Below are 21,076 nucleotides of genomic sequence, written 5' to 3'. Positions count from 1 at the left end.
AAATAGAAAGGAGTAAAAATGTTTGATTTATTACTAGCATTTATTTTAATTGCTATTGGTTTTGGTATTGGCTTTTTTGTTTATCACAATAATCAAAAAAAGGCTAATGATATTGGCGATAAAATCAAAGATGAAATTAAAAAACAATAGTAAGGTTGGTCGGGGTAGGCCTTTAGGGGTTTTAAAAGGGCGTAGCTCTTTTATCGCAAAGATGAATTCATTTCATCTGCGAAATTAAAAATAGAAAGGAGTAGCGAAGTTTAGTATAAGCCAAAGGGAAATTATCTTAAACCCGCAAAAATGCGGGGATACTCTAAAATGCCTTGACATAGCAAAGCATTAAGAGTATAATTATAAAGATAATTTTTTTTAGCAATGCAACCACCTCCTTTTTGGGCGTGATTAAATGCCAAAGGTAGCCGCCTTTTGCACTCTACCCTTTGAAATTTACGCAAACTTCCTTAAATGTAAAATGCTTAAAAATTTTAACTTTTATATTTACGCAATACTAGCTATAACGCTTGGATTTTTATATCTAAGACTTGATAGCACAAAGGCAAGATTAGAAAAAAGTCAAAGTGATTTAGCCTTAGCCGTAGAGATTAACAAAAACAATGAAGTAAAGCTAAAAGAACTCACACAAATTCATAAAAAAGAATTAAAAGCAATAAATGAAGCAAATAACCAAAAAAACGAAGTTAAAGAAAGGATAGAATATGTTAAAGAATACATTTACAAAAGCAACGAAAATAATCTTACTAAGCTTTTTAATGGCATGGTTGATAGGCTGTGGGAGCACAACTCAACAAGTAGTAACCAAAGTAGAAATTCACAAAGTGAGAATTCCACAAGAACTACTAAACCTAAGCCCCCTTGAAAAACCCCATGCAAATAATGAGCTAGATATTTTAAATGTTTATTCTTTGCTATTCTATAAATATAGGCAGTGTGAAATTCAAATCAATAAAATTAAGGAGTTGAATGATGAATAACACATCTTCGCTCGTAAATGTGGGCGAAGATGTTATTTGTTAAAATTATTAATCTTGTAGATAAAATAGTTTTGATAAGATGGTATTTTGGTTTTCTTTGATGTTATATTTTTCAATCAAATTTTGCTTCTTTATTCTATTTTCATCTTTATTAATAAAACAAATGAATGCTTGAAATAATTGATTTTTTTCTTCAATTTTATTTATACATTCATTATATATTTCCATAACATAAGAGGTGGGAATAGTATGTACTGGAATCATTCCGAGATAAAATTTCATAAAATCTTGAAAAAAATCTTTATCATCATGAAAAGATTCAACAATTGAATCTAAATTATATTTGTTAAAATGATCAATTTCAGAAGGTTCAAATATATTCGAGGAACTATTATAGACAAAGTTACGGTTTGTTGTAATTATTCTAGAAGGTTTATTTGTTTTCTTAATTTTAGATGAAAATTTATCATATTTAGGATATCTAGTAAGCAATTCTGATAGACTTGGATCATCTTCTTTTCTTTTAAAATTAACAATAAAGGCTTTAACAACCAAATCTTTTATACTTAAATCTTTATCAGTTATATCTTTATAAGTATATATCATTTCTAATAATTTTTTATCATCAGTTTTAGTCAAAAAATTCCAAAAATATTTTCTTTGCTTATAAATTTTACTTGATAATTCTTCTAATTTATTTTTAAAATCTATATCGCTATCCCCTTGTTCAATATAAGCTTTATATATACCTTTAATGCTTGTTTTTGTTTCTAAATCTAATGATATTATTATCATATCATTTAATTCTTTTTTATCATCATTATTTATAGAAAAAAAATCTTTTAAATATTTTGTGGTTATATTATACATTGTTTTATTTATTGAATAATCATACTTTTCTGGTGGTTGTATATAAAAGTCTTTTACAGCATTGAAAATTGCAAAGTAATACTTATTTATAACTATTGCAAAAACTTCTTTATCATAATGTGATTGAAAACATTTTTCATTAAAATATTTTATATGCTCTAATATTTTCAATAACAATCTTAGATTACCATTACAAATAGCTTTATAGTATTCTAAAACAATATCAACTAAGTTACTTTTTAAATCATCATCTTGTATCAATTTCTCATCTTGCATAAAAGCTTCTTCAATTAAAGCTTTTGCAATCTCATCATTATTTTTTAAACGAACTTCATAATCAATAACTTTTTCTTTGTATTCTTGATACCAGTCTTTAGCATCTTGTTTATCCTCTTTTTTATTATCTGAATTGCCATCTTGTTTTTTTAGCTCATCATCATTGAGAATCATAACAACATTACATTCTTTATCTTCTTTGAGTAAATTTACAAGTCCCAAAATTTCTTTCAAAGAAAGATTATCCGATCTTCTTTCTATATTATCAAAGCATACGATAATATTTTTAAAGTCATTTTTTTTCAAACAAGAAAAAATAGTACCAGGATTAATATCGGCTATTCCAGCAGATTTAAATTTAGCAATCCTAAAAGTAATTTGTGCAAAAATATTTATAATTTTATTGTAATTTCCATGTAACTTTAAAATTATTTCTTCTAGTATTTGTTTGTAGTTTTCTTTACCAAAAAGATCTATATAAATGGCTTTTTTATTATTAAAGTTTAAAGTAATTTCTTTTTCTATTTGTTTCCAAAAATATGTTTTTCCAACTCCCCAAGCTCCCAAAATAGCTAAACACTGTTTTTCTTTTGATAGCAAATAGTCAGTGATTTTGTTGTTAGTAAAATTATGTTTTTGTAGTTCTTTTTTATATACACTTTGAATTATGTATATTATTAAACATGCAATAAATACCCAATATAAAATAGCACCTATGATTGTAAATGTATACATTGTATTTTGCCTTAATGATAGAAATTACTTTCTATCATTATATGACTTGATAATTTTATCTTGTAATTTATATAAATCTTCTAGTTTTTCTATTTGTTCGTATGTGTCATCTGGGAAATTTACCCATTTTTTTGTTTTAGTAAAATTTAGTCTACATATCCATTTTGTTGTTCTATTTTGATATAAGATTGCAAAATAGCTTAAAGTATCTTTGTAGGATATATCTTGTAAATTAGCACCAGTACCAGCAAGAATAGATCTTACTATATAAAAGCCTTGAAGTTCTTCTTCTGTTGTTATAATCTCTTTTTCATCATTATAACTTTCTTCATCTTCTTCATCATCATTAATGCCTTGAAGATTATTTTTTATACTTGTGATTTTTTCATAAGCTAGATCATTTATAAGCTCTTTAAAAGACTTTTTAATATGACTTTTAAACTCATCTAAAACAGCGCTAGTCATTCTTTTTTCTGTCATTTGTTTTGCAAAAAAGCTCGTAAATTCATCACTTGGATTTTCAATTTCATTTTTAAAAATCTCTTGAATATTTCTATAATATTTTTTCTCCATAGCAATGCTTAAAATTTCATCTAAATTTAAATCCGTGCAAATAAAACGCTTTAAATCTTTAATATCTCTTGGCTTAAGCTTTTCAAGATTTATTACCAAAAAAGGAATTTTATCCATTAAATTTTGCTGTTCTAAATCCGTAAAAAATCGATACTCAACCCCATTGGTAAGAATGGCAAATTTAATGCTTGGATTAGTGTTGAAATACCTTACAAGCTGATTATTATGATTGTCTAAATTTTCAGTGTGATTTTTAGCTTCAATCAAAATAAAAGGTTTTGCATCTTTAAAAATCGCATAATCAACCTTTTCGCCTTTTTTAGTTCCTATATCAGCGGTATATTCTGGCACGACAACACTAGGATTAAAAACATCATAGCCTAGAGCTTTTAAAAAAGGCATTATAAAAGTCATTTTGGTAGCCTCTTCGGTGTTGACAAGTGCTTTGCGTTCAGCTATTGTTTCAACTATAGCATTTAACTGATTTTCAAAATCCATTCTTTTTCCTTTTTGACTAAAATTTTACTGTATTTCACTTTATATATTTTTAAATTGTTTTTATATCTCGATAATATTTTTTAAACCATAAATTCCAAACAAGCATTTTTATACTTTTTGGATTTGATTGCCGCTACCATTAATGATGATGTTTTGGCTACCATCAACATTAATTCTGATTTCTACAGGAATTCCATTGTTTAGAAGCTGCATGATGCTTTTATCATTAAAAATTCTAATCACGCCACTAGCCACGCCATCGCTTATCCTAGAAACTTCTTCGCGTCTTATAGCTTCGTATTGCTCTCTTTCTTTTCTGTTTTTATCTCTTACGGATAAAATCGACAAAGCAATCATTGCAATTCCAAGCAAAACAAAAACGCCAAACGAATTAAAAAATTCGATCAAAGTATTTATAATTTCCATTTTTTACTCCTCTATTATTTTTTTTAAATTTTCTAATTTATTGATAAATTGATCCAGTAAAGCTTCGTTGCCATATTTTTCATATAAGGCTAAAAATTCTTGAAATTTATCATTATATTTACTGTTTTTTTGAAAATTTATAGCATTATCTTTTCCTTGCACTATGATATTTTCATCTCCTTTTGTATTAATATTTCCATTGATTATAGTATCGATATTGACTCCTAAAATTTTAGAAAATTCGTATAATTTTTTAGTTGGAATTGATTTCCTAGCTTTCCAAGTATCAAGTGTCCCATATGGAATATTTAGTTTTACGCACATTTCTTTATCGGTTTTACTATTCGTTTCATATCTTAAAAAATTTAAAATACTTTCAAAATCATTCATATATAACCCTTTTTTATTAAAAATAAAAATAATACATTTAAATACTTGACATTACTTTCAAAATCAAGTATAATTCTACACATAATTAATTTTACAAAATAAAATAATTATTTAATCAAAGCATAAAGTATGCCAAGTTTTAACTTATAAAGTTTTTAGGAGTAAAAAATGATAGAAGCAAAATCAATTTTAGATGTTTTAAGCTTTAGAAAAAGTGAAGAAAAAGAAGAACTTAGAAAGTGTTTTAATTTTAGCGATGAGGTATTCGAAAAAGCACTTAATTTTTTACATACAAATGATGAGATAAGCATAGAAGCTGTGAGTGATGGACTTTTTGAAAAAACGATTATTAGCATAAAGGTTTCAAAATGAAAGAAGCGATAAGGCAAAAATTAGGTGTTAGCAGTATAACAGAAGCAGGGTTAAAACTAAATTTAGCCCACAATGTCTTAAATAGTTGGCTTTCAAATAATCTTACAAACGCAAAGGTTGAAATAGCCCTTTTAAAACTGGGCTTAAGAGAGGATGAAAGACTAATAAAACGCATAGAAAAGCTAAAAAGCGAGTATAAAAAGAACGAAATCCGCAAGCAAGCCTATGAAAAATCTATGAGAGAAATTAAAGTTTTATTAAAAGAGATAGAGGCGACTTAAAAGCCTCATTAAGCACATTTATCTAAGCACTTGAAAATCACATTTTTTTAAAGTGATAGCAAAGTGTGCTTAAAGGGTTTTTGGCAAAGTTGGTATTTAATGCCTTGTTTTGGTTTTAGTAGTTTTTCGCTAGTTTGCTTTAAAAACTAGCGCGTTATTTTATTTATTGCACTCACGGACGACGGCGTGGAAAGTGAGCTTTTTTAAAGCTTTGTTAATTTACCAAAATACCAAAAGTCTTTTAGACTTTGAATGCAGGTCCTATGTTTTGGTTAGTGTTTAAATGAGAGCTAAGAGAAATCTCCTTGAAATAATTTTCTAATTAAAGCATTTCCATTGACTTAGCTCTCTTTTAAACACTAAAGGAGAAGAGTATGAGAGAAAAGATTAAAGCAGTTATTGAGCATACAAGGGCTTTGCAAATCATAAATAAAGAATGCTTAGATCTAATTAATTATATGGAAGAAAGTGACGAAGATGAGCTAAGGGGTAATTTGGCGGAGCTAAGAAAGCTGATTGAACGCGCGAATGAAATTTTAAGCAATTAAAAGGAATTTAAATGAGTTTTAAATCCATGCAAAAAGATAATGATGCTTTTAGAAAAGCACAAAGGGCAAAGGCAATAGAAAGTTTAGCAATGCGTGGCTATGCACTTGTAAAGATAAGTAGCAATGGCTTTATAATGAAAAAAGGTTTTGAAAAGGATATTTTATGCAAACAAATCATAGCACAGGATACGACAGCTTCTGTTTTGTTATCAATAAAAAAACCTTTTACAAATACCTTAAAAGATGGGGACTTTTTGAAAAAATGCGAAGCGCAACAAGAAACAAAAGCATCAATGAATTTGTAAAAGACAAATTCAAAGGCATAAAAACCAATGATAAATTTTATCCTTTTAAAATGCGTTATATCAATATAAAACCTAGAAATAAAAGCCTTTCAAATACTATCATTATTTTAGATAATTCTAAGGCTTGTTTTGAGCTTTCTAAAAAGAATAAAAAAGCAAAAGATTACTACATAGAGGTGCAATTTAATGGACTTTATCAGCCTAGCAAACAAATAGAAGCTGAGGTGTGGAAAATTTTAAGCAAAATGATAAAAAGGTTTAAAACTTATAGTGTGGATATTGCTTGTGATTTTGATGATGATCTAGCAGTATCTAAACCAAGAGAATTTAAACACCAAGAAAGGTTTAGCAAACTTAAAATCTTTGGCGATTTTCACACTTATAAAACCAGTATGTATATCAACAATCCCCAAAGTAAATATTATAAATTAGAACGCATTTTACTTTATGATAAATACGAAAAGCAAAAATATTACCACAAAGAAAATATCAAAGGCGAATTTGTAAAATGGAAAAGGCTTGAATTGAGACTGAAGTTGAAGAATAAATTTTTAAATTGCATTGAAAATGATATCAATGATGCCTTTAGTCTTTTGCAGGATTATTTAAGAATGATTAATATTTGGCATTTTGATATGAGAGTGGTTTTAAAACAAACTAAATATTTGAATAATCCGCGTTGGGCTAAGGCATTTAAGCCCTATGCTTTGGCAATTTAAGGAACAAGAATGCAAGTGAAAATCAAAATAAATGGATTTGTAGAATGCAAGGTTTGTCATTTAGTTTTTGTAGCAGAACATGGTTTTAAAAAACAAGATTGTTATGTAAAACATATAGGCGAGAAAGTAATTTTAAAAGGAATTTGCCCTAGTTGCGATAATGAGATTAGCGCTGAGTTTAAGCTTGAAGATATAGAAAGGCAAATGGCTAAAACATATACTTTAAGGAGTATGCGTGAATAATATTACACATTCAATTGAGGCTTACGATCTTGCAAAATCTGTTTTGGATAATGATTTAAAATCAAGTTTTTTGGATGCGAGGATTATAGGGCGCGAAGGCGAAAGAAAGTTATGCTTTTATTTTGATGATATTTTTGTGCTTGATTTATTTAATCAACATAAAAATGAAATTTTAGAACACTTAAGGGTTAAATATAAGAACAAAATTGCACTGTATCGACGAATTGACTTTGTATTTTATGAAATTTGCGCACAGTTTAAAGAGCGTCAAGTAAAAAATAAAAAAAGCAAAGAAGAGCAAGAAATTTTAGAGCGCGGAATTTCAAGACTTAAAAATTTACTAGAAAGGATAAAAAATGACAAAAGACGAAAATAAACAGCTAGAACAATTAGAGAAACTAAATCAAGGTGAGTTAAGCCAAGAGATAGAAAATTTAACCAAAAGAGCTTTAGTAATTCACAGATCTATACAAAGGGTTAAATATGAAAGAAGTGTATTAAATCAGAATATCAAAGACTATCAAAGTGAATTTGATGAAATAATGGAAAAAATAGCCTTTTTAAAAGAGCCTAACTTATTTAATCAAAAAGGAAGTGATGATGTTTCACCCGCAACTTTATAACGATCATTTTCAAAATTTTAAAAGGTATAACATACCAAAAGCACAACTTGTTATAGCCGATATCCCTTATAATCTAGGCAATAACGCTTATGCTTCTTCTACTGAGTGGTATATAAATGGCGATAATAAAAATGGCGAAAGCAAAAAGGCGAATAAAGCTTTTTTTGATACAGACAATGATTTTAGAGTGGCTGAATTTATGCACTTTTGCAGCAAAATGCTAGTAAAAGAGCCAAAAGAAAGCGGGAAAAGCCCTTGCATGATAGTTTTTTGCAGTTTCGAGCAACAATTTATGTTAATTGATTATGCAAAGAAATACGGCTTTAATCATTACATTAACCTAGTTTTTAGAAAGCCTTCATCATCGCAAGTTTTAAAAGTCAACATGAAAGTCGTAGGAAACTGTGAATACGCTTTGATTTTATACCGAGACAAACTGTCTAAATTTAACAACGATGGCAGAATGATTTTAAATTGTATGGACTGGGTTAGAGACAAAGATATCCCAAAAATACACCCTACACAAAAGCCTATTAATCTTTTAGAAAGATTAATTAGCCTTTTTACTGATGTTGGCGATGTAGTGATTGACCCTTGCGCTGGAAGTGGAAGCATGCTTTTAGCCGCGGCGAATTTAAATAGAAGGGCTTATGGTTTTGAGATAAAAAAAGAGTTTTTTAAAAATGCAAACGAAGTGATGTTTAAACAAATTGAAAGAAGTTTATTTGCTTAAATTAGAAAGGATAAAAAATGAAAGAATTTAAAGAATACACAAAGGCTAAATTAGCATTAGAAAAAGAGCTAAAAAACACACAAGAAATGTTAAAGCAAACCATAAAAGAAATGTTGCTTTTAAGAAACGACAATGCTTTTAATCAAAACGCAAACGATGAGGTGTTAAAAGCTATTGATAAAAATTGGAAAATAACCGCTTCACTTGAAGGTTTAAGTGATACATTAGAAATTAAAGTGCTAGAACAAAGCGTGAGTTATAATCGCTTTTGTTTTGGTGATGTTTTGATTTTAATCAGCAATTTTTTAAGCTATGAAGAGCAAAAAGCAATTATTGCAAAATTAGGCTTTGATTTAGAGAAAGGAGAATGAAATGGCAAAATTATTATCGACAAAAGAAGTAGCGGAGTATCTAGGCTTTACTCCGCTAAAAATTCGCAAAATGAGAATGCGAGTAAATCAAAATAAATTTAATTTTCCAAAAGGGATTAAAATAGGTTCTACTTTTAAATATGAAAAAGCCGAAATTGATAAATGGTTGCAAACTTGTAAGGTGATTTAAAAATCCCCTGCAAGTTTTTCGATATAATCTCCCCACCACTGCATTAACTTTCTTTTTAATTCTATATTTTCACTACGATTATAAGCTTTTAAAATAGCGTTTTTTTGCTCGTGTGCTAAACACTGCTCGGCTATATCCATACTCACGCCATGATTTAATTGATGTTCGTTAGCTAAACTTCTAAACATAGCACGAAAACCGTGTGCACTTTGAATACCTTGATAACCTAATCTTTTATTGATATTGCAAGTGATATTCTCGCTATTGCACCCCTTTTTTGCACTTCCAGCAAAGACATAATCATTGACTTTTGCTTTCTTTTGTTCTTTTAAAATTTTAAGCGCTTGAGAATTTAAAGCGATGATGTGTTCTTTTCTCATCTTCATTTTTTCGGCTTTGATAGTCCAAATAGCATTTTTTAAATCAAATTCATCCCAAGTTGCTTTTATAACATTACCAGGGCGTTGTGCGGTTAAAAGATTAAAAAGCATTAGGTTTTTATGTGTTTTTTTAAGATCTGAATTTTTTAAGGATAATATATATTCTTTGATTTTATCATTTTCTAATAAGGTTGGCTGATGAATTACTTTTGAGGCTTTTTTAAAAACTATGGAATTATCAATACTTGCCACAGGATTATTTTCTACGATTTCAAGCTGCAAAGCATATTTAAAGATTTTGTTAATCCAGCCTTTGGCTTTTATAAGTGTAGGGATTTGATGCTCTATGGTTTTAAGTGTTTCGATGATATGCGAACGCTTGATGCTTTCTATATCTACATCTTTGAAATTCTTAAAAACGCCATTTTTGTATTTTAATCCTCTTTGTATTTCTTTTAGACTTAATCCATCAGCCTTGCATTTTTCTAAAACTTCATCGTATATATCGCCAAATTTAAGTCTTTTAGCATTTTTTATGTTTTGTCCTTTTGCCTTTAGCTTAAAAGCATTTAAAGCGATTTCTCTAAGCTCTGCTAAGGAAAGCAAAGGATATTCCCCTATTTTTATATAAGTATCATTTGTTTGTCTTATTTTAAATAATTTTTTACCGCTAGGATAAATAAAAACATATAAGCCTTTTAAAGTCGGATCAGCGAATTTTATAAATTTTTTACCACTTTCGCATTTAATGCTTTTTAAAAAGCTATCAGTAAGTTTGTTAAATTTTGCCATAATTCTTCTTTCTTTTTAGTGTCTATTTTGATGTAAAAAGTAGCCCATTTTGTAACCCATTTTTATAAAAGTAACCCACTTTTTTAAGAACATTATAGCACATTTTGGAATATAAAAGAACGATATAGAACAAGCTTTAAAACATTTTATTATAGGCATTTGATTAAGATATTAAAGTAAAATAGGGATTTGATAAAAAAGAGTAATGGTGGATTTAGCAGGACTCGAACCTGCGACCAACCGGTTATGAGCCGGTTGCTCTAACCAACTGAGCTATAAATCCGTGCTTAAAAAGTAATAATTATAGCCAAATTTTCTTAAAATTATTTTATATTAAAACTTAATACGAACAATTTTATTAATATTTAAATACCTAAAAGTGATTAAATGCTGCAAAATGCCAAAAAATACCATAAAAGTGGTAAATGAACTTCCGCCATGACTAAAAAACGGCAAAGGAATTCCCACAACAGGTGCAAAGCCTATAGTCATGGAAATATTAACGCCTGTGTATATAAAGATAAATAATGCAATGCAATTAGCAATCACTTTGGTAAAATAATCATTTTTAAATTTATGATTAATACTTAAAATATGAAAAATGAGCAAAGCATAAAGTAAAACCAAGATAAATCCGCCGATAAATCCATACCTTTCAACCAAATAAGCAAAGATAAAATCACTCGTTGAGATAGGTAAAAATTTAGAATGCGTTTGCGTGGCTTCCTCGTGTGCCTTTCCTGTTAGTCCGCCATTTCCTATAGCGATGATGGACTGCGTGACTTGATAACTTGGCTCTTCTGCTAAAAAATCATGAATTCTTTGCTTTTGATAAGGCTTTAAAAAATGAGTATAGATAATAGGTGATACAATGGCTAAGGCGATGAAAATACTTAGCCAAATTTTATAATTTACCCCTATAATAAAAAGCATTCCAAAACCCACGATAAGCAAAACAGTAGCCGTTCCAAGATCGGGTTCTTGCGATATTAAGACAAAAGGCAAGAGTATGTAAAAGCTGAGTTTGAGAAAAGATTTAAGATTGTATCCTTTCTCAGGCGGTGGATTAGAATGTATAAGATAAGCGAGCATGAGGATAAAAAAGGGTTTAAAAATTTCAGAAGGCTGAATGGTAAAATTGATAATAGGTATCAAAAGCCACCTTTTAGCGCCCAATTTTTCTATACCAAAAATATCCACGCTTAAAAGCAAAGCAATACCTACCCAATAAAAAGTCGGTATGAGCCATTGAAATTTTTTAATCGGCAACAAAAAACACACAGTAAAAGCTAAAAAACCTATACAAATGTAAATGAATTGTTTTTCAGCTAAAGCCACATTGGCTTCTATAACCAAAATAAAAGATAAAAGGATAATGGGTAAAATCAAAATAGGCTGGACAAAATCAAAATGAGTAAAAATTCTTCTATCAAATTTAAGCAAATGAGTAACCTTTGTTAAAAATACTGCATTATTATATGCTAAAATTTTAACTTTACAAAGCAATTAGGGTAGAAAATGCAAAATTTTTCGGTAGATTCTTGTGTGAGATTGGATGTTTTTTTAGCAAAAAAATTAAACCAAAGCCGCAATCAAGTTTCTATGCTCATTAAAGATAATCATGTCAAAGTAAATAATCAAATTCAAAACAAGGCTTCCTTTGTGCTTAAAATTGATGATGAAATCAGCGTGCAATTCCCAAAAGCAAAAGAAATTCAAAGCGATTTTGAGCCTAAATTTGATATAGAAATTTTATACGAAGATGAGTATTTGCTTGTTTTAAACAAACCGCCTTTATTAACCGTGCATGGAGCAAGTAGCGTAAAAGAAGCCACGCTGGTGGATTGGCTTATGTCTAAAAATTATGTTTTATCAACGCTAAATGGCATAAATCGCGCAGGACTTGTTCATCGTTTAGATAAAGGCACAAGCGGAGCTATAGTCATTGCAAAGGATAATCATACGCATCAAAAATTAAGCGAGCAACTACAAGATAAAAGTATGGGAAGGTATTATTTGGCTTTGATTGATTTACCTTTAAAAGAAGATAAAATCATCGCTCAAAAGGCTCTTGCAAGATCTTTGCATAATAGAATGAAAAAAATCAGCGTGGAATTTAGCGAGGAAAATTTGAAAAAATTTGGCTCACTTAAAAACGCAAAAACGGCATTTATCAATCTTTTGAGCGCACAAGGAGTGAATTTAATCGCCGCCAAGCTTTTTACAGGGCGCACTCATCAAATCAGAGCCCACCTTGCGGACTTAAATCGCCATATTTTAGGCGATGAGCTTTATGGCTATAAGGGCAAGGAAAAATTTACAAGAGTGATGCTCCATGCGTATTTTGTGTATTTTTTTCATCCAAAAACAAAAGAAAAATTATATATTAAAGCACCTTTGTTTGATGATTTTGATACAATTCTAAAAAAAAATTATAAAGGAGAGGAAAATGAAAAAATTTCACTTGAGTTTATCACTAGGACTTTTGGCACTTTTGTTTAATGCGTGTAGCGTTTCGCAAATGCCAAATTCTTCATCGCAAAGCGAACAAATCAACGCAAGTTTGCCAAAGATTGAAAATTTAAAAAGTATGAGTGATATGAGCAATGTTGCTTTTGAATGGCAACCTTTGTATGATCAAAATATCGACGGTTTTTATCTGTATAGATCAAGCGAACAAGAGCCAGAATTTAAGCTTGTAGCGCAAATTAAAAACAAATTCCAAACCCATTATGTTGATGATGATTTAGAGCCAGGAACGAAATATTACTACACGCTAAAAACTTTTAATAATCAAAAACATATTTCAGAGCAAGGTGCTGTGGTTGAGGTGATGACTGAGCCAAGATTTGATTCTGTGACCTTTGCGCAAGCCATTACAAATTTACCAGGAAAAACCAAGCTTATATGGAGACCGCATACGGATTTAAGGGTTAAATCTTATATCATAGAAAGATCGCGCAGTGCAGAAAATAAATTTGAAAAAATTGCAGAAGTGAGAAACCGCTTAAATGCTGAATACATAGACGAAAATTTAAAACCGAATGAAAGTTTTGATTATAGGATTATTTGTGTAACTTTTGATGGCATTAAAAGCAATCCAAGTCAAATCATTAATTCCACTACAAAAGCCTTACCGCCACAAGTGGAGCATTTAAGTGCTAGTCAAGATGCGGCCAATAAAATCATTTTAACTTGGGATAGTGTGCCTTATGAGGATTTTGACTATTATAAAGTTTATGCGACAAGTAGTAGCTTTTTACCTTATACGACTATAGCAAAAACACAAACTAATAGCTATGAAGACTATATACAAGGCGTTGATGAAACTAAGTATTATAAGGTAACTATGGTGGATAAAGATGGACTTGAAAGCCCTATGCCAAAAGAGGGAGTGCAAGGTAAAACTCTAAGCTCTCCTTTGGCGCCAAGTATTATTTTATCAGCCATACGAGAAGATGGAGTGGAGCTTGAGTGGGCAGATGGGGATAATAGAGCGAGTGAGTATACACTCAAACGCTATGGGGGTAAACAAGATGCGATATTTAAAGGCTTGAAAGATAAAAGATTTAAAGACACTACCATAGAAGCAGGTGTTAGCTACACTTATGAAGTTATCGCTATAGATCAATACGGACTTGAGTCAAAACCTTCAGGACGCATTAGAATAGGAAAATAATGCCAAATTTTAAATGTAAAAAACTCATAAATTTAAATTTTCCACGCCAAAGCGAGGGTGTGGAATTTCTTTGGAAAGCTTGTAATGAGAAAGTAGAGCTTGTTTTAACGCGTTTTGAGAATGAAAATTTTTTCATACAAATCAAACAAGATGAAAAAGGGAATTGGATCATTAAGGGTGATAAGCACAGCAAACCTTCAAAAATAGGGTATTTGCAAAAAGCTTTATTGGAATTTAAAAAGAATTTTTGCGATGAAATACTTAGCGAAGCAGTGGCTTTAAAAAGCACTAGACTTGTTGAGAAATCACCTTTAATTGCTAGTAATTTAAAAGAGCTTTTAAGTAAGCTTGAAACAAAAAGGCAAATTTATATAGAGATAGGTTTTGGATCGGGTAGGCATTTGCTTTTTCAAGCTAAGAAAAATCCTGAAATTTTCATCGTGGGTATAGAAATTTATACTCCTGCTTTAGAGCAAGTAGCAAAGCTTGCAAAAGAGCAAAAGCTTGATAATGTTTTACTCATAAAAAGTGATGCAAGACTGCTTTTAAGTGTTTTAAAATCAAATTTTATTGATAAAATTTTCCTTCATTTTCCAGTGCCTTGGGATAAAAAACCTCATAGGCGTGTTGTGGGAGAAAAATTTGCTAAAGAATGCCAAAGGGTTTTAAAGCAAGATGGATGCTTTGAAGTGAGAACAGATAGTCGTTTGTATTTTGATTTTACTTTGGAAACTTTTTTAAATTTTACGCATTTACAAGCCCAAATTCATAAAAATAAAGACTTGCAAATTTCAAGCAAATATGAAGACAGATGGAAAAAACAGCAAAAGGATATTTACGATCTTATCATTAAGATAAAAGATGAGAGTTTGCAAAAACAAGATTTATCAGATTTTGGCTTAGAAGAATTGCAATTAAATCAAAATGATTTGCAAAAGATAAAAACACAATTTAAAAATGAGACCTTTGCGAAGGAAAATTGCTTTTTGCATTTTGAAAATATTTACCAAAAAGATGAAGAACTTGTGATAAAAATAGCTTTTGGAGCTTTTAATCAGCCTGAGCATTGTTATTTGATTTTAAATGATAGTATGGCTTTTCTTTTTGATGAACCTTTTAAAACCGAAGAAAATCTACAGGCTTTGAATTTATTAAAAGAAAAAATTAAAAATTATTTATAAAAATGTCAAATTTTCTTGATTTTTAAGTGAAAATAAAAGAGAATAAAAAATTTAAATTTAGCTAAGGAAATAAAGATTGATTAGAGCGCAAAATCTGTGTTTGGGTTATGATGAACTTGTGATAAAAGATGCAAATTTTACATTCAACCAAGAGGATTTTATTTTTATCACAGGAAAGAGTGGAAGCGGAAAAAGCACACTTTTAAAATCTTTTTATGGAGATTTAGATATTTCATCAGGTAAGCTTGAAGTGTATGAAAATTCCATGAAAAAAATAGGGAATTTGGAGCTTTTAAAATTAAGACAAAAAATAGGCATCATTTTTCAAGACTATAAACTCATTCAAGAATACAGTGTGGAAAAAAACATTATGCTTCCTTTGATGATAAAAGGATACAGTAAAAAAATTTGCAAAGATCAAGCCACTAAGCTTTTAAAGCATGTAAATTTAAGCTTTAAAGCCGATAAAATGCCAAATCAACTTTCAGGTGGCGAGCAGCAACGCGTCGCTATGGCAAGGGCTTTAGCGCATAATCCAAAACTTTTGCTTTGTGATGAACCTACGGGCAATTTAGATGAGTATTCTTCGGATATCATTTGGACTTTGCTTAAATCAGCTAAAGAATTGCTTGGTACTTGCATTGTTGTGGTAACCCATAGAATTCCAAGTAATTTAAGGCTTAATTACCGAAGATTTGAAATAGAAAATGGAAAAATCAATGAAATTCTTTAAAACGCATTTATCTCTTATCATTCCTTTGATATTTATGATGTTTGCCTTTGAATTTATCTTATTTTTAAATGCAACTTTAAGACATTATGAAGAAAAATTAAACAAAGATTATAATATCATACTCATTAGCTCTATAAAACTGGATGAAAATATTTTAAAAACTCAAATTTCAAATATTTCATCTTTACAAATTTTAAATCCCAAAGATTTAATCGATCGTTTAAAAAGCGATATTTCGGATAAAAATTTAAAGGTTTTGCAAAATTCTTTACCCTTTTTTTATAGTGTGAAACTTGAAAATTTACTCAATCAAAATGAGCTGAATTCTCTAAAAGAAAAATTGCTTAAATTGCCTTCTGTGAGCAGGGTTGAAACCTTTGCTAAAACACACGATAAAATTTATACCTTGCTTGTGCTGATTAATGCTGTTTTTTGGGTATTTTTGTTTATTATTATTTTATTAAGTCTTGCTCTGCTTTTAAAGCAGATGAAAATTTGGCTTTATGAGCACAGTCAAAGGGTGGAAATTATGGTTTTATTTGGTGCGCCTTTTTGGTTTCGCTCTTTAGCGCTTTATAAAATGGTGTTTTTTGATTGTTTGATTTCTTTTATTTTATTGCTTTTACTTTTTACTAAAGGTTATGAATCATCCTTGGTGCAAGAAAGTTTAGCAAACATTGATATCAGTTTGCCTCAGGTGAATTTTTTATTTCAGTTAGGCGGAGTTTTTGTTTTTACGCTTTTTATTTGCTTATTGTGTGTAAATTCTGTGATGCTTAAGGTTAAGAAAAAATGAGAATCATTTTATGCCTTTTGTGCTGTTTTTCTTTGCTTTGTGCTAAAACAAGCATCAACGAACAAACTAAAAATTTAAAAGAAAATGAAAGAATTCAACGCCAACTCAATAAAAAACTTGAAGATTTAGCTGTCGATATTTTAAATAGCGAAAAAAAACTTAAGAAATTGGCAAATGATATTGAAAAGCTTAGCGATGAAACAAAAAAACTTGAAAAAAATGCCAAAATTCAAAGCCAAGAATTAAGCACTCTTAACGCGCAAAATGAAGATTTGGTAAAAAATAGAAATATTATGGAAAATAAACTTGTAGATTTAATTGCTAAAGATTTTGTGTATGATTTGCCTATCCCAAAGGGTTATTTAGAAAGTGAAGAGAGTTTTATGGCTTTTGAAGTTTTAAAAAATCTTGATGCTATTTTAACCAATGAGCTTTACCAACTTTCAAAAGATTATGAAAGCATCAATAAAACTATCAATGAAAAACAAAGTCAAATTAGAACCATTAACATCAGTTTAAAAGAATACAATAAAAGATTAGAGAAACTTCAAGAACTTAAGCAAAACCAAGAAAATGAAATTAAAAAGCAAAAAACGGACAAAGAAATTTATACTAAAAAACTCAGCACTCTTAAAGATCAGCAAGATGAGTTAAGAAAAACACTGGCCGAGTTAAAAATCATAGAAGAAAAAAAGCTTAAAGCACAAAATAAGGAAAAAGAAGAGATTAAAAATGCCGATAGCGAAGAAATAAGAAGGCTTGGAAATGGTTATCAAGGTGGTGCGGTTAAAAAATATTCTGGTGCTAAAACTATTGCGCCTTTAGATTCTTTTATTGTAAAGCAAAAATTTGGAAATTATACCGATCCTGTTTATAAGATTAAAATTTTTAATGAAAATGTTGTTTTAAAGAGCAAAACTCCTGATGCGGTTGTAAAAAGCATTTTAAATGGAAAAATAGTTTTTGCCAAAGATACGAATATGCTTCAAAAAGTGGTTATTGTAGAGCATTCTAATGGAATTCATACTATTTATGCCCATTTAGATAAGATAGCGCCAACCATTCAAGTGGGAAAAAATGTAAAAAAAGGCGCGGTATTAGGCAGAGTAAAAGATGAATTAACTTTTGAAGTGACACAAAAAAATTTTCATATCAATCCTTTGGAGTTGATTAGTTTAAATTAGCTAAATTTAAAGCGTTTTAAAATATAATTTCAAGTTTGTTAAGGAGAAATGATGCGAGAGAGAAAAAGGGTATTAGTAAAATTTTCAGGCGAGGCTTTGGCTGGAGAGAGTGGATTTGGTATAGAAAATTCCATTCTTAAATTCATAGCTTCGGAGATTAAAGAATTAGTTCAAAATAATATAGAAGTGGGTATAGTTATAGGTGGAGGAAACATTATCCGCGGTGTTTCAGCTGCTAAGGGTGGATTGATTAAACGCACGAGTGGTGATCATATGGGGATGTTGGCTACAGTGATTAATGCCATTGCAATGCAAGAAGCTTTAGAAAGCGCAGGACTTGATGTTAGGGTTCAAAGTGCAATACAAATGGAAGCTTTTTGTGAAACTTATATAATGCGTCGTGCTCAAAGACATTTAGATAAAGGTCGTGTGGTAATTTTTGCTGCAGGTACTGGAAATCCTTATTTTACAACAGATACTACAGCGATTTTAAGAGCGGTAGAAATTGACGCAGATGCTATTATTAAAGCGACAAAAGTGGATGGAATTTATGATAAAGATCCTAAAAAATTTGATGATGCAGTGTTTTTAAATACTTTAACTTACGATGAAGCAATGCAAGATAATATCAAAGTTATGGATGATACAGCCATTGCTTTAGCAAAGGATAATTCTTTGCCTATTATAGTATGCAATATGTTTGAAACAGGAAATTTATTAAAAATCATACAAGGAGACACCTCTCTTTGTTCGGTAGTAAAAAATTAAAAGGAGAAAAACAAATGGAAAACAGAATAGAAGAAGTAGCAGCTAAAGCGCTTAAAAAAATGAATGATGACAGATACAAACTTTCTTTAGTGGTGGCTAAAAGAGCTGAAGAATTAGCTAATGGCGCTTTGCCTTTGGTGGATTTGGATAAAAATAAATATAAATTTTCAGATATCGCACTTTATGAAATTGCAGAAGAAAAAATCGTTTTAGAGGGATTCGTTGAAACCAATCGATGAAGAGTTATTGCTTGAAAAACTCATTGAAGATATAAAATTTTGTAAAGATGTAAATTCGGCTAAAGAATTATTATTCAGTCTTTGCAAACCAAGCCCCATTCTTGAAAAAGCGGTGACATTTTGTATTACTCAGCATGAAGGGCAGAAAAGAAAAAGTGGAGAGCCTTACGCGGTTCATCCTATGCTTGTGGCTTGTTTGGTTGCATTTTTAAGTTCAAATGAGGATATGATAGCAGCATCTTTGCTTCATGATGTGGTTGAAGATACTCATTGCGAAGAGAAAGATTTAATCAGAGAATTTGGTGCTGGAATTTCGCGTTTGGTTAATGGTCTTACTAAAATTGTAGAAATCAGAGAAGACAACTTAATCAGTTCAAAGTCCAATCAAAATTTAACAAAATCAGCCCTAACTTTCCGCAATATGCTTCTTGCTAGCATTGAAGATGTAGGTGTTTTGGTTGTAAAGCTTTGCGATAGACTCCATAATATGCTTACTCTTGATGCCTTAAGAGATGATAAGAAAAGACGTATTAGCGAAGAAACTTTAGTTGTTTATGCGCCTATTGCTCATAGACTAGGAATTTCAAGCATTAAAAATTATTTAGAAGATTTAAGTTTTAAGTATTTAATGCCGGATGAATTTACGCAAATCAATAATTATATTAATTCAAATGATCAATATATGCAATTAGGGCTTAATGATTTTATTTCTAAAATCGAGCTTTTATTTCTTAAAAATGGTTTTAGACAAGGAAGTTTTGAAATTCACAAACGTATCAAGCACAATTATTCTGTATATCTTAAAATGCAAAGAAAGGGCATTAGTATAGAAGAAGTTTTAGATTTGCTTGGTGTTAGAATTATGGTAGAAACGGTTTCTGATTGTTATTTGGCTTTGGGAATTTTACATACAAATTTTAATCCTTTAATCTCGCGTTTTAAAGATTATATTGCTTTACCTAAACAAAATGGCTATCAAACCATACACACGACTTTATTTGATGCAAAAAATATTATCGAAGCTCAAATTCGCACTTTTGATATGCATAAAATTGCAGAATTTGGAGTGGCAGCTCATTGGAAATACAAAGAAGGTGGTAATGCCGTAAGTACGCCAAAACTTGATTGGTTGGCTGATATTTCGATGCAAAGCAATATCGAAGGCACGGAAGATTATAGCGCGGTAGAATTATATGAGTATGCAAAAGATAGTTTGTATATAGAAGATATCGCAGTTTATTCGCCTAAAGGTGAAATTTTTACCTTGCCTCGTGGTGCTACTGTGCTTGATTTTGCCTATGAGGTGCATACTAAAATAGGTCTGCATGCTAAAAGCGCTTATGTGAACCGTGTTAAAGTTCCGCTTCTAACAGAGCTTAAAAATGGGGATATAGTGCGTATTGTTACCGCTAGTGAGAGATTTTATCGTTGTTCTTGGATAGATAGTGTCAAAACAGGAAAAGCAAGGGCAAGCATTCGTGCATTTTGTAAGCAAAAATTAAGAGAAATTCATTTACAAACTTCTTTAAATATCCTTTCTTCGGTGTTTAGTGTCAAAAATGATAAAATCCTAAAATGGATAGAAAAAGAAAATTTAAGCAAAAAAATCAGACAAGTTCCTAATGATAGTGTGTATTTTAAAGATGTGGTTAATACGCTGAAAAAATACGCCAAAAAATCTTATTGGTTTGACAAGTATGAGTTAAAAGAGCAAAAAATTGGCAATATCATTGTATATTCAAATCACAAAATAGCCAATGTGGAATTTGATTATTGTTGTCATCCAAAACGAGGTGATGCAATTATGGGTTTTATAGAATCAGGTAATGTTGTCGTTCATCATAAGCTTTGTGATAAGGCTGATAAATTGCTAGAAAAGCAAAAAGATATGGTTTTTATTAAGTGGGATGCCAATGTTCCAAAAAGTTATAAGGTAATATTTTCTTTGGAAAATAAAAAAGGGACTTTAGCAGACTTTTTAACCACGCTATCAAAAATGCAGATTAATATACTCACTATTAATCTTTCAAGAGAGCCTAATTCTGTTGTGGATTATTTTGAAATTAATATAGAAATTCCTGATGATATTGTCGTTGAAAATGTTAAAGATAGACTCAAAACGCGTTATAAAATTTTAGATTTTACATCTTTAAATGATGCGTATAAAACCAATTAGAAA

The 21,076-nt window shown here is 30.0% G+C and carries 29 protein-coding genes and 1 tRNA gene; 23 read left to right on the top strand and 7 right to left on the bottom strand.

The genetic code is table 11. The features are described 5' to 3' along the window. The first annotated feature begins 18 nt into the window (after nt 1–18). The 3 genes from ELQ16_RS10390 to ELQ16_RS03435 all read left to right on the top strand — a co-directional run bounded on the left by ELQ16_RS10390 (nt 19) and on the right by ELQ16_RS03435 (nt 992). On the top strand, nt 19–150 hold the full coding sequence (locus ELQ16_RS10390; protein ID WP_279586251.1) for a hypothetical protein: 132 nt from the start codon (nt 19–21) through the stop codon (nt 148–150). A gap of 322 nt (nt 151–472) precedes the next feature. Next, nucleotides 473–877, top strand: a complete 405-nt coding sequence (locus tag ELQ16_RS03440) for a DUF1374 domain-containing protein (protein WP_134238186.1) — start codon at nt 473–475, stop codon at nt 875–877. Further along, on the top strand, nt 771–992 hold the full coding sequence (locus ELQ16_RS03435; protein WP_134238176.1) for a hypothetical protein: 222 nt from the start codon (nt 771–773) through the stop codon (nt 990–992). Before ELQ16_RS03440 ends, ELQ16_RS03435 begins: the two co-directional genes overlap by 107 nt. A 48-nt stretch (nt 993–1,040) precedes the next feature. Here ELQ16_RS03435 and ELQ16_RS03430 read toward each other — a convergent pair whose 3' ends face one another. The 4 genes from ELQ16_RS03430 to ELQ16_RS03415 form a co-directional block, all read right to left on the bottom strand. Continuing rightward, complete coding sequence (locus tag ELQ16_RS03430; protein WP_134238175.1) at nt 1,041–2,873, bottom strand: P-loop NTPase fold protein; 1,833 nt, start codon at nt 2,871–2,873, stop codon at nt 1,041–1,043. Between the two features lie 24 nt (nt 2,874–2,897). Continuing rightward, nucleotides 2,898–3,944 carry a type I restriction endonuclease gene (locus ELQ16_RS03425; RefSeq protein WP_134238174.1) on the bottom strand — a complete coding sequence of 349 codons (1,047 nt, stop codon included), beginning with the start codon at nt 3,942–3,944 and terminating at the stop codon, nt 2,898–2,900. Between the two features lie 108 nt (nt 3,945–4,052). After that, entirely contained in the window at nt 4,053–4,370 is a 318-nt protein-coding gene (locus ELQ16_RS03420) for a hypothetical protein (RefSeq protein WP_134238173.1), read from the bottom strand. Between the two features lie 3 nt (nt 4,371–4,373). After that, entirely contained in the window at nt 4,374–4,760 is a 387-nt protein-coding gene (locus ELQ16_RS03415) for a helix-turn-helix domain-containing protein (RefSeq protein WP_134238172.1), read from the bottom strand. Nucleotides 4,761–4,928: 168 nt separating this feature from the next. Here ELQ16_RS03415 and ELQ16_RS03410 point away from each other — a divergent pair, with 168 nt between their 5' ends. From ELQ16_RS03410 to ELQ16_RS03365, 11 genes are all read left to right on the top strand, one after another. Further along, complete coding sequence (locus ELQ16_RS03410; RefSeq protein ID WP_134238171.1) at nt 4,929–5,132, top strand: hypothetical protein; 204 nt, start codon at nt 4,929–4,931, stop codon at nt 5,130–5,132. Continuing rightward, nucleotides 5,129–5,413 carry a hypothetical protein gene (locus ELQ16_RS03405; protein ID WP_134238170.1) on the top strand — a complete coding sequence of 95 codons (285 nt, stop codon included), beginning with the start codon at nt 5,129–5,131 and terminating at the stop codon, nt 5,411–5,413. Before ELQ16_RS03410 ends, ELQ16_RS03405 begins: the two co-directional genes overlap by 4 nt. Before the next feature lie 374 nt (nt 5,414–5,787). Then, entirely contained in the window at nt 5,788–5,961 is a 174-nt protein-coding gene (locus tag ELQ16_RS09965) for a hypothetical protein (RefSeq protein ID WP_166739648.1), read from the top strand. Between the two features lie 11 nt (nt 5,962–5,972). Further along, nucleotides 5,973–6,266, top strand: a complete 294-nt coding sequence (locus ELQ16_RS03400; protein ID WP_134238169.1) for a hypothetical protein — start codon at nt 5,973–5,975, stop codon at nt 6,264–6,266. Further along, complete coding sequence (locus ELQ16_RS03395) at nt 6,224–6,985, top strand: hypothetical protein (protein WP_134238168.1); 762 nt, start codon at nt 6,224–6,226, stop codon at nt 6,983–6,985. Before ELQ16_RS03400 ends, ELQ16_RS03395 begins: the two co-directional genes overlap by 43 nt. Nucleotides 6,986–6,994: 9 nt before the next feature. After that, complete coding sequence (locus tag ELQ16_RS03390; protein ID WP_134238167.1) at nt 6,995–7,228, top strand: hypothetical protein; 234 nt, start codon at nt 6,995–6,997, stop codon at nt 7,226–7,228. Continuing rightward, nucleotides 7,221–7,604 (top strand): hypothetical protein, encoded by a 384-nt coding sequence (locus ELQ16_RS03385; protein WP_134238166.1) that lies wholly within the window; start codon nt 7,221–7,223, stop codon nt 7,602–7,604. The genes ELQ16_RS03390 and ELQ16_RS03385 overlap by 8 nt, the downstream gene beginning before the upstream one ends. Continuing rightward, nucleotides 7,585–7,851 (top strand): hypothetical protein, encoded by a 267-nt coding sequence (locus tag ELQ16_RS03380; RefSeq protein ID WP_134238165.1) that lies wholly within the window; start codon nt 7,585–7,587, stop codon nt 7,849–7,851. The genes ELQ16_RS03385 and ELQ16_RS03380 overlap by 20 nt, the downstream gene beginning before the upstream one ends. After that, nucleotides 7,829–8,584, top strand: a complete 756-nt coding sequence (locus tag ELQ16_RS03375) for a site-specific DNA-methyltransferase (protein WP_134238164.1) — start codon at nt 7,829–7,831, stop codon at nt 8,582–8,584. Before ELQ16_RS03380 ends, ELQ16_RS03375 begins: the two co-directional genes overlap by 23 nt. Nucleotides 8,585–8,601: 17 nt before the next feature. Beyond that, nucleotides 8,602–8,955 (top strand): hypothetical protein, encoded by a 354-nt coding sequence (locus ELQ16_RS03370; RefSeq protein ID WP_134238163.1) that lies wholly within the window; start codon nt 8,602–8,604, stop codon nt 8,953–8,955. A gap of 1 nt (nt 8,956) precedes the next feature. Continuing rightward, nucleotides 8,957–9,145: an AlpA family transcriptional regulator gene (locus ELQ16_RS03365; protein ID WP_134238162.1), complete on the top strand. Its 189-nt coding sequence runs from the start codon at nt 8,957–8,959 to the stop codon at nt 9,143–9,145. Here the strand turns inward: ELQ16_RS03365 and ELQ16_RS03360 are convergent. The 3 genes from ELQ16_RS03360 to ELQ16_RS03350 all read right to left on the bottom strand — a co-directional run bounded on the left by ELQ16_RS03360 (nt 9,142) and on the right by ELQ16_RS03350 (nt 11,760). Next, the gene (locus ELQ16_RS03360) at nt 9,142–10,317 is read right to left on the bottom strand and encodes a site-specific integrase (RefSeq protein WP_134238161.1); all 1,176 of its coding nucleotides are present in this window, start codon (nt 10,315–10,317) and stop codon (nt 9,142–9,144) included. The genes ELQ16_RS03365 and ELQ16_RS03360 overlap by 4 nt on opposite strands. A 206-nt stretch (nt 10,318–10,523) precedes the next feature. Next, a tRNA-Ile gene (locus ELQ16_RS03355) sits at nt 10,524–10,600 on the bottom strand. Between the two features lie 50 nt (nt 10,601–10,650). Further along, nucleotides 10,651–11,760 (bottom strand): FtsW/RodA/SpoVE family cell cycle protein, encoded by a 1,110-nt coding sequence (locus tag ELQ16_RS03350; protein ID WP_134238160.1) that lies wholly within the window; start codon nt 11,758–11,760, stop codon nt 10,651–10,653. Between the two features lie 75 nt (nt 11,761–11,835). On the opposite strand from ELQ16_RS03350, the gene ELQ16_RS03345 reads away from it, so the two are divergent. The 9 genes from ELQ16_RS03345 to ELQ16_RS03305 all read left to right on the top strand — a co-directional run bounded on the left by ELQ16_RS03345 (nt 11,836) and on the right by ELQ16_RS03305 (nt 21,073). After that, nucleotides 11,836–12,819 (top strand): RluA family pseudouridine synthase, encoded by a 984-nt coding sequence (locus ELQ16_RS03345; protein ID WP_134238159.1) that lies wholly within the window; start codon nt 11,836–11,838, stop codon nt 12,817–12,819. Then, nucleotides 12,767–13,996, top strand: coding sequence for a fibronectin type III domain-containing protein (locus ELQ16_RS03340; RefSeq protein WP_134238158.1), 1,230 nt, complete (start codon nt 12,767–12,769; stop codon nt 13,994–13,996). The genes ELQ16_RS03345 and ELQ16_RS03340 overlap by 53 nt, the downstream gene beginning before the upstream one ends. Then, entirely contained in the window at nt 13,996–15,177 is a 1,182-nt protein-coding gene (gene trmB / locus ELQ16_RS03335) for a tRNA (guanosine(46)-N7)-methyltransferase TrmB (protein WP_134238157.1), read from the top strand. The genes ELQ16_RS03340 and trmB overlap by 1 nt, the downstream gene beginning before the upstream one ends. 76 nt (nt 15,178–15,253) lie before the next feature. Then, a complete protein-coding gene (locus tag ELQ16_RS03330; RefSeq protein WP_134238156.1) occupies nt 15,254–15,910 on the top strand; it encodes a cell division ATP-binding protein FtsE in 657 nt (218 codons plus the stop codon). Beyond that, a complete protein-coding gene (locus ELQ16_RS03325; RefSeq protein WP_134238155.1) occupies nt 15,897–16,706 on the top strand; it encodes an FtsX-like permease family protein in 810 nt (269 codons plus the stop codon). Before ELQ16_RS03330 ends, ELQ16_RS03325 begins: the two co-directional genes overlap by 14 nt. Continuing rightward, the gene (locus ELQ16_RS03320) at nt 16,703–17,890 is read left to right on the top strand and encodes a murein hydrolase activator EnvC (RefSeq protein ID WP_134238154.1); all 1,188 of its coding nucleotides are present in this window, start codon (nt 16,703–16,705) and stop codon (nt 17,888–17,890) included. The genes ELQ16_RS03325 and ELQ16_RS03320 overlap by 4 nt, the downstream gene beginning before the upstream one ends. 51 nt (nt 17,891–17,941) lie before the next feature. Beyond that, complete coding sequence (gene pyrH, locus ELQ16_RS03315; RefSeq protein ID WP_134238153.1) at nt 17,942–18,658, top strand: UMP kinase; 717 nt, start codon at nt 17,942–17,944, stop codon at nt 18,656–18,658. A gap of 14 nt (nt 18,659–18,672) precedes the next feature. Then, nucleotides 18,673–18,897 (top strand): DNA-directed RNA polymerase subunit omega, encoded by a 225-nt coding sequence (locus tag ELQ16_RS03310; RefSeq protein WP_134238152.1) that lies wholly within the window; start codon nt 18,673–18,675, stop codon nt 18,895–18,897. Next, nucleotides 18,881–21,073 (top strand): bifunctional (p)ppGpp synthetase/guanosine-3',5'-bis(diphosphate) 3'-pyrophosphohydrolase, encoded by a 2,193-nt coding sequence (locus tag ELQ16_RS03305; RefSeq protein WP_134238151.1) that lies wholly within the window; start codon nt 18,881–18,883, stop codon nt 21,071–21,073. The genes ELQ16_RS03310 and ELQ16_RS03305 overlap by 17 nt, the downstream gene beginning before the upstream one ends. Nucleotides 21,074–21,076 lie beyond the last annotated feature (3 nt).

This window comes from Campylobacter sp. US33a (assembly GCF_004378855.1).
GTDB lineage: Bacteria > Campylobacterota > Campylobacteria > Campylobacterales > Campylobacteraceae > Campylobacter_D.
The sequence above is the reverse complement of the archived record's forward strand: the minus strand, read 5'-3'. Positions and strand labels throughout refer to the sequence as shown.

Coding starts and splice junctions, on each gene's coding strand:
- ELQ16_RS03375 (WP_134238164.1), top strand. CDS start 7,829: ATGTTTCACCCGCAACTTTATAACGATCATTTTCAAAATTTTAAAAGG.
- ELQ16_RS03430 (WP_134238175.1), bottom strand. CDS start 2,873: ATGTATACATTTACAATCATAGGTGCTATTTTATATTGGGTATTTATT.
- ELQ16_RS09965 (WP_166739648.1), top strand. CDS start 5,788: ATGAGAGAAAAGATTAAAGCAGTTATTGAGCATACAAGGGCTTTGCAA.
- ELQ16_RS03345 (WP_134238159.1), top strand. CDS start 11,836: ATGCAAAATTTTTCGGTAGATTCTTGTGTGAGATTGGATGTTTTTTTA.
- ELQ16_RS03370 (WP_134238163.1), top strand. CDS start 8,602: ATGAAAGAATTTAAAGAATACACAAAGGCTAAATTAGCATTAGAAAAA.
- ELQ16_RS03425 (WP_134238174.1), bottom strand. CDS start 3,944: ATGGATTTTGAAAATCAGTTAAATGCTATAGTTGAAACAATAGCTGAA.
- ELQ16_RS03365 (WP_134238162.1), top strand. CDS start 8,957: ATGGCAAAATTATTATCGACAAAAGAAGTAGCGGAGTATCTAGGCTTT.
- ELQ16_RS03410 (WP_134238171.1), top strand. CDS start 4,929: ATGATAGAAGCAAAATCAATTTTAGATGTTTTAAGCTTTAGAAAAAGT.
- ELQ16_RS03340 (WP_134238158.1), top strand. CDS start 12,767: ATGAAAAAATTTCACTTGAGTTTATCACTAGGACTTTTGGCACTTTTG.
- ELQ16_RS03320 (WP_134238154.1), top strand. CDS start 16,703: ATGAGAATCATTTTATGCCTTTTGTGCTGTTTTTCTTTGCTTTGTGCT.
- trmB (WP_134238157.1), top strand. CDS start 13,996: ATGCCAAATTTTAAATGTAAAAAACTCATAAATTTAAATTTTCCACGC.
- ELQ16_RS03325 (WP_134238155.1), top strand. CDS start 15,897: ATGAAATTCTTTAAAACGCATTTATCTCTTATCATTCCTTTGATATTT.
- ELQ16_RS10390 (WP_279586251.1), top strand. CDS start 19: ATGTTTGATTTATTACTAGCATTTATTTTAATTGCTATTGGTTTTGGT.
- pyrH (WP_134238153.1), top strand. CDS start 17,942: ATGCGAGAGAGAAAAAGGGTATTAGTAAAATTTTCAGGCGAGGCTTTG.
- ELQ16_RS03435 (WP_134238176.1), top strand. CDS start 771: ATGGCATGGTTGATAGGCTGTGGGAGCACAACTCAACAAGTAGTAACC.
- ELQ16_RS03440 (WP_134238186.1), top strand. CDS start 473: ATGCTTAAAAATTTTAACTTTTATATTTACGCAATACTAGCTATAACG.
- ELQ16_RS03360 (WP_134238161.1), bottom strand. CDS start 10,317: ATGGCAAAATTTAACAAACTTACTGATAGCTTTTTAAAAAGCATTAAA.
- ELQ16_RS03310 (WP_134238152.1), top strand. CDS start 18,673: ATGGAAAACAGAATAGAAGAAGTAGCAGCTAAAGCGCTTAAAAAAATG.
- ELQ16_RS03395 (WP_134238168.1), top strand. CDS start 6,224: ATGCGAAGCGCAACAAGAAACAAAAGCATCAATGAATTTGTAAAAGAC.
- ELQ16_RS03405 (WP_134238170.1), top strand. CDS start 5,129: ATGAAAGAAGCGATAAGGCAAAAATTAGGTGTTAGCAGTATAACAGAA.
- ELQ16_RS03415 (WP_134238172.1), bottom strand. CDS start 4,760: ATGAATGATTTTGAAAGTATTTTAAATTTTTTAAGATATGAAACGAAT.
- ELQ16_RS03400 (WP_134238169.1), top strand. CDS start 5,973: ATGAGTTTTAAATCCATGCAAAAAGATAATGATGCTTTTAGAAAAGCA.
- ELQ16_RS03420 (WP_134238173.1), bottom strand. CDS start 4,370: ATGGAAATTATAAATACTTTGATCGAATTTTTTAATTCGTTTGGCGTT.
- ELQ16_RS03390 (WP_134238167.1), top strand. CDS start 6,995: ATGCAAGTGAAAATCAAAATAAATGGATTTGTAGAATGCAAGGTTTGT.
- ELQ16_RS03380 (WP_134238165.1), top strand. CDS start 7,585: ATGACAAAAGACGAAAATAAACAGCTAGAACAATTAGAGAAACTAAAT.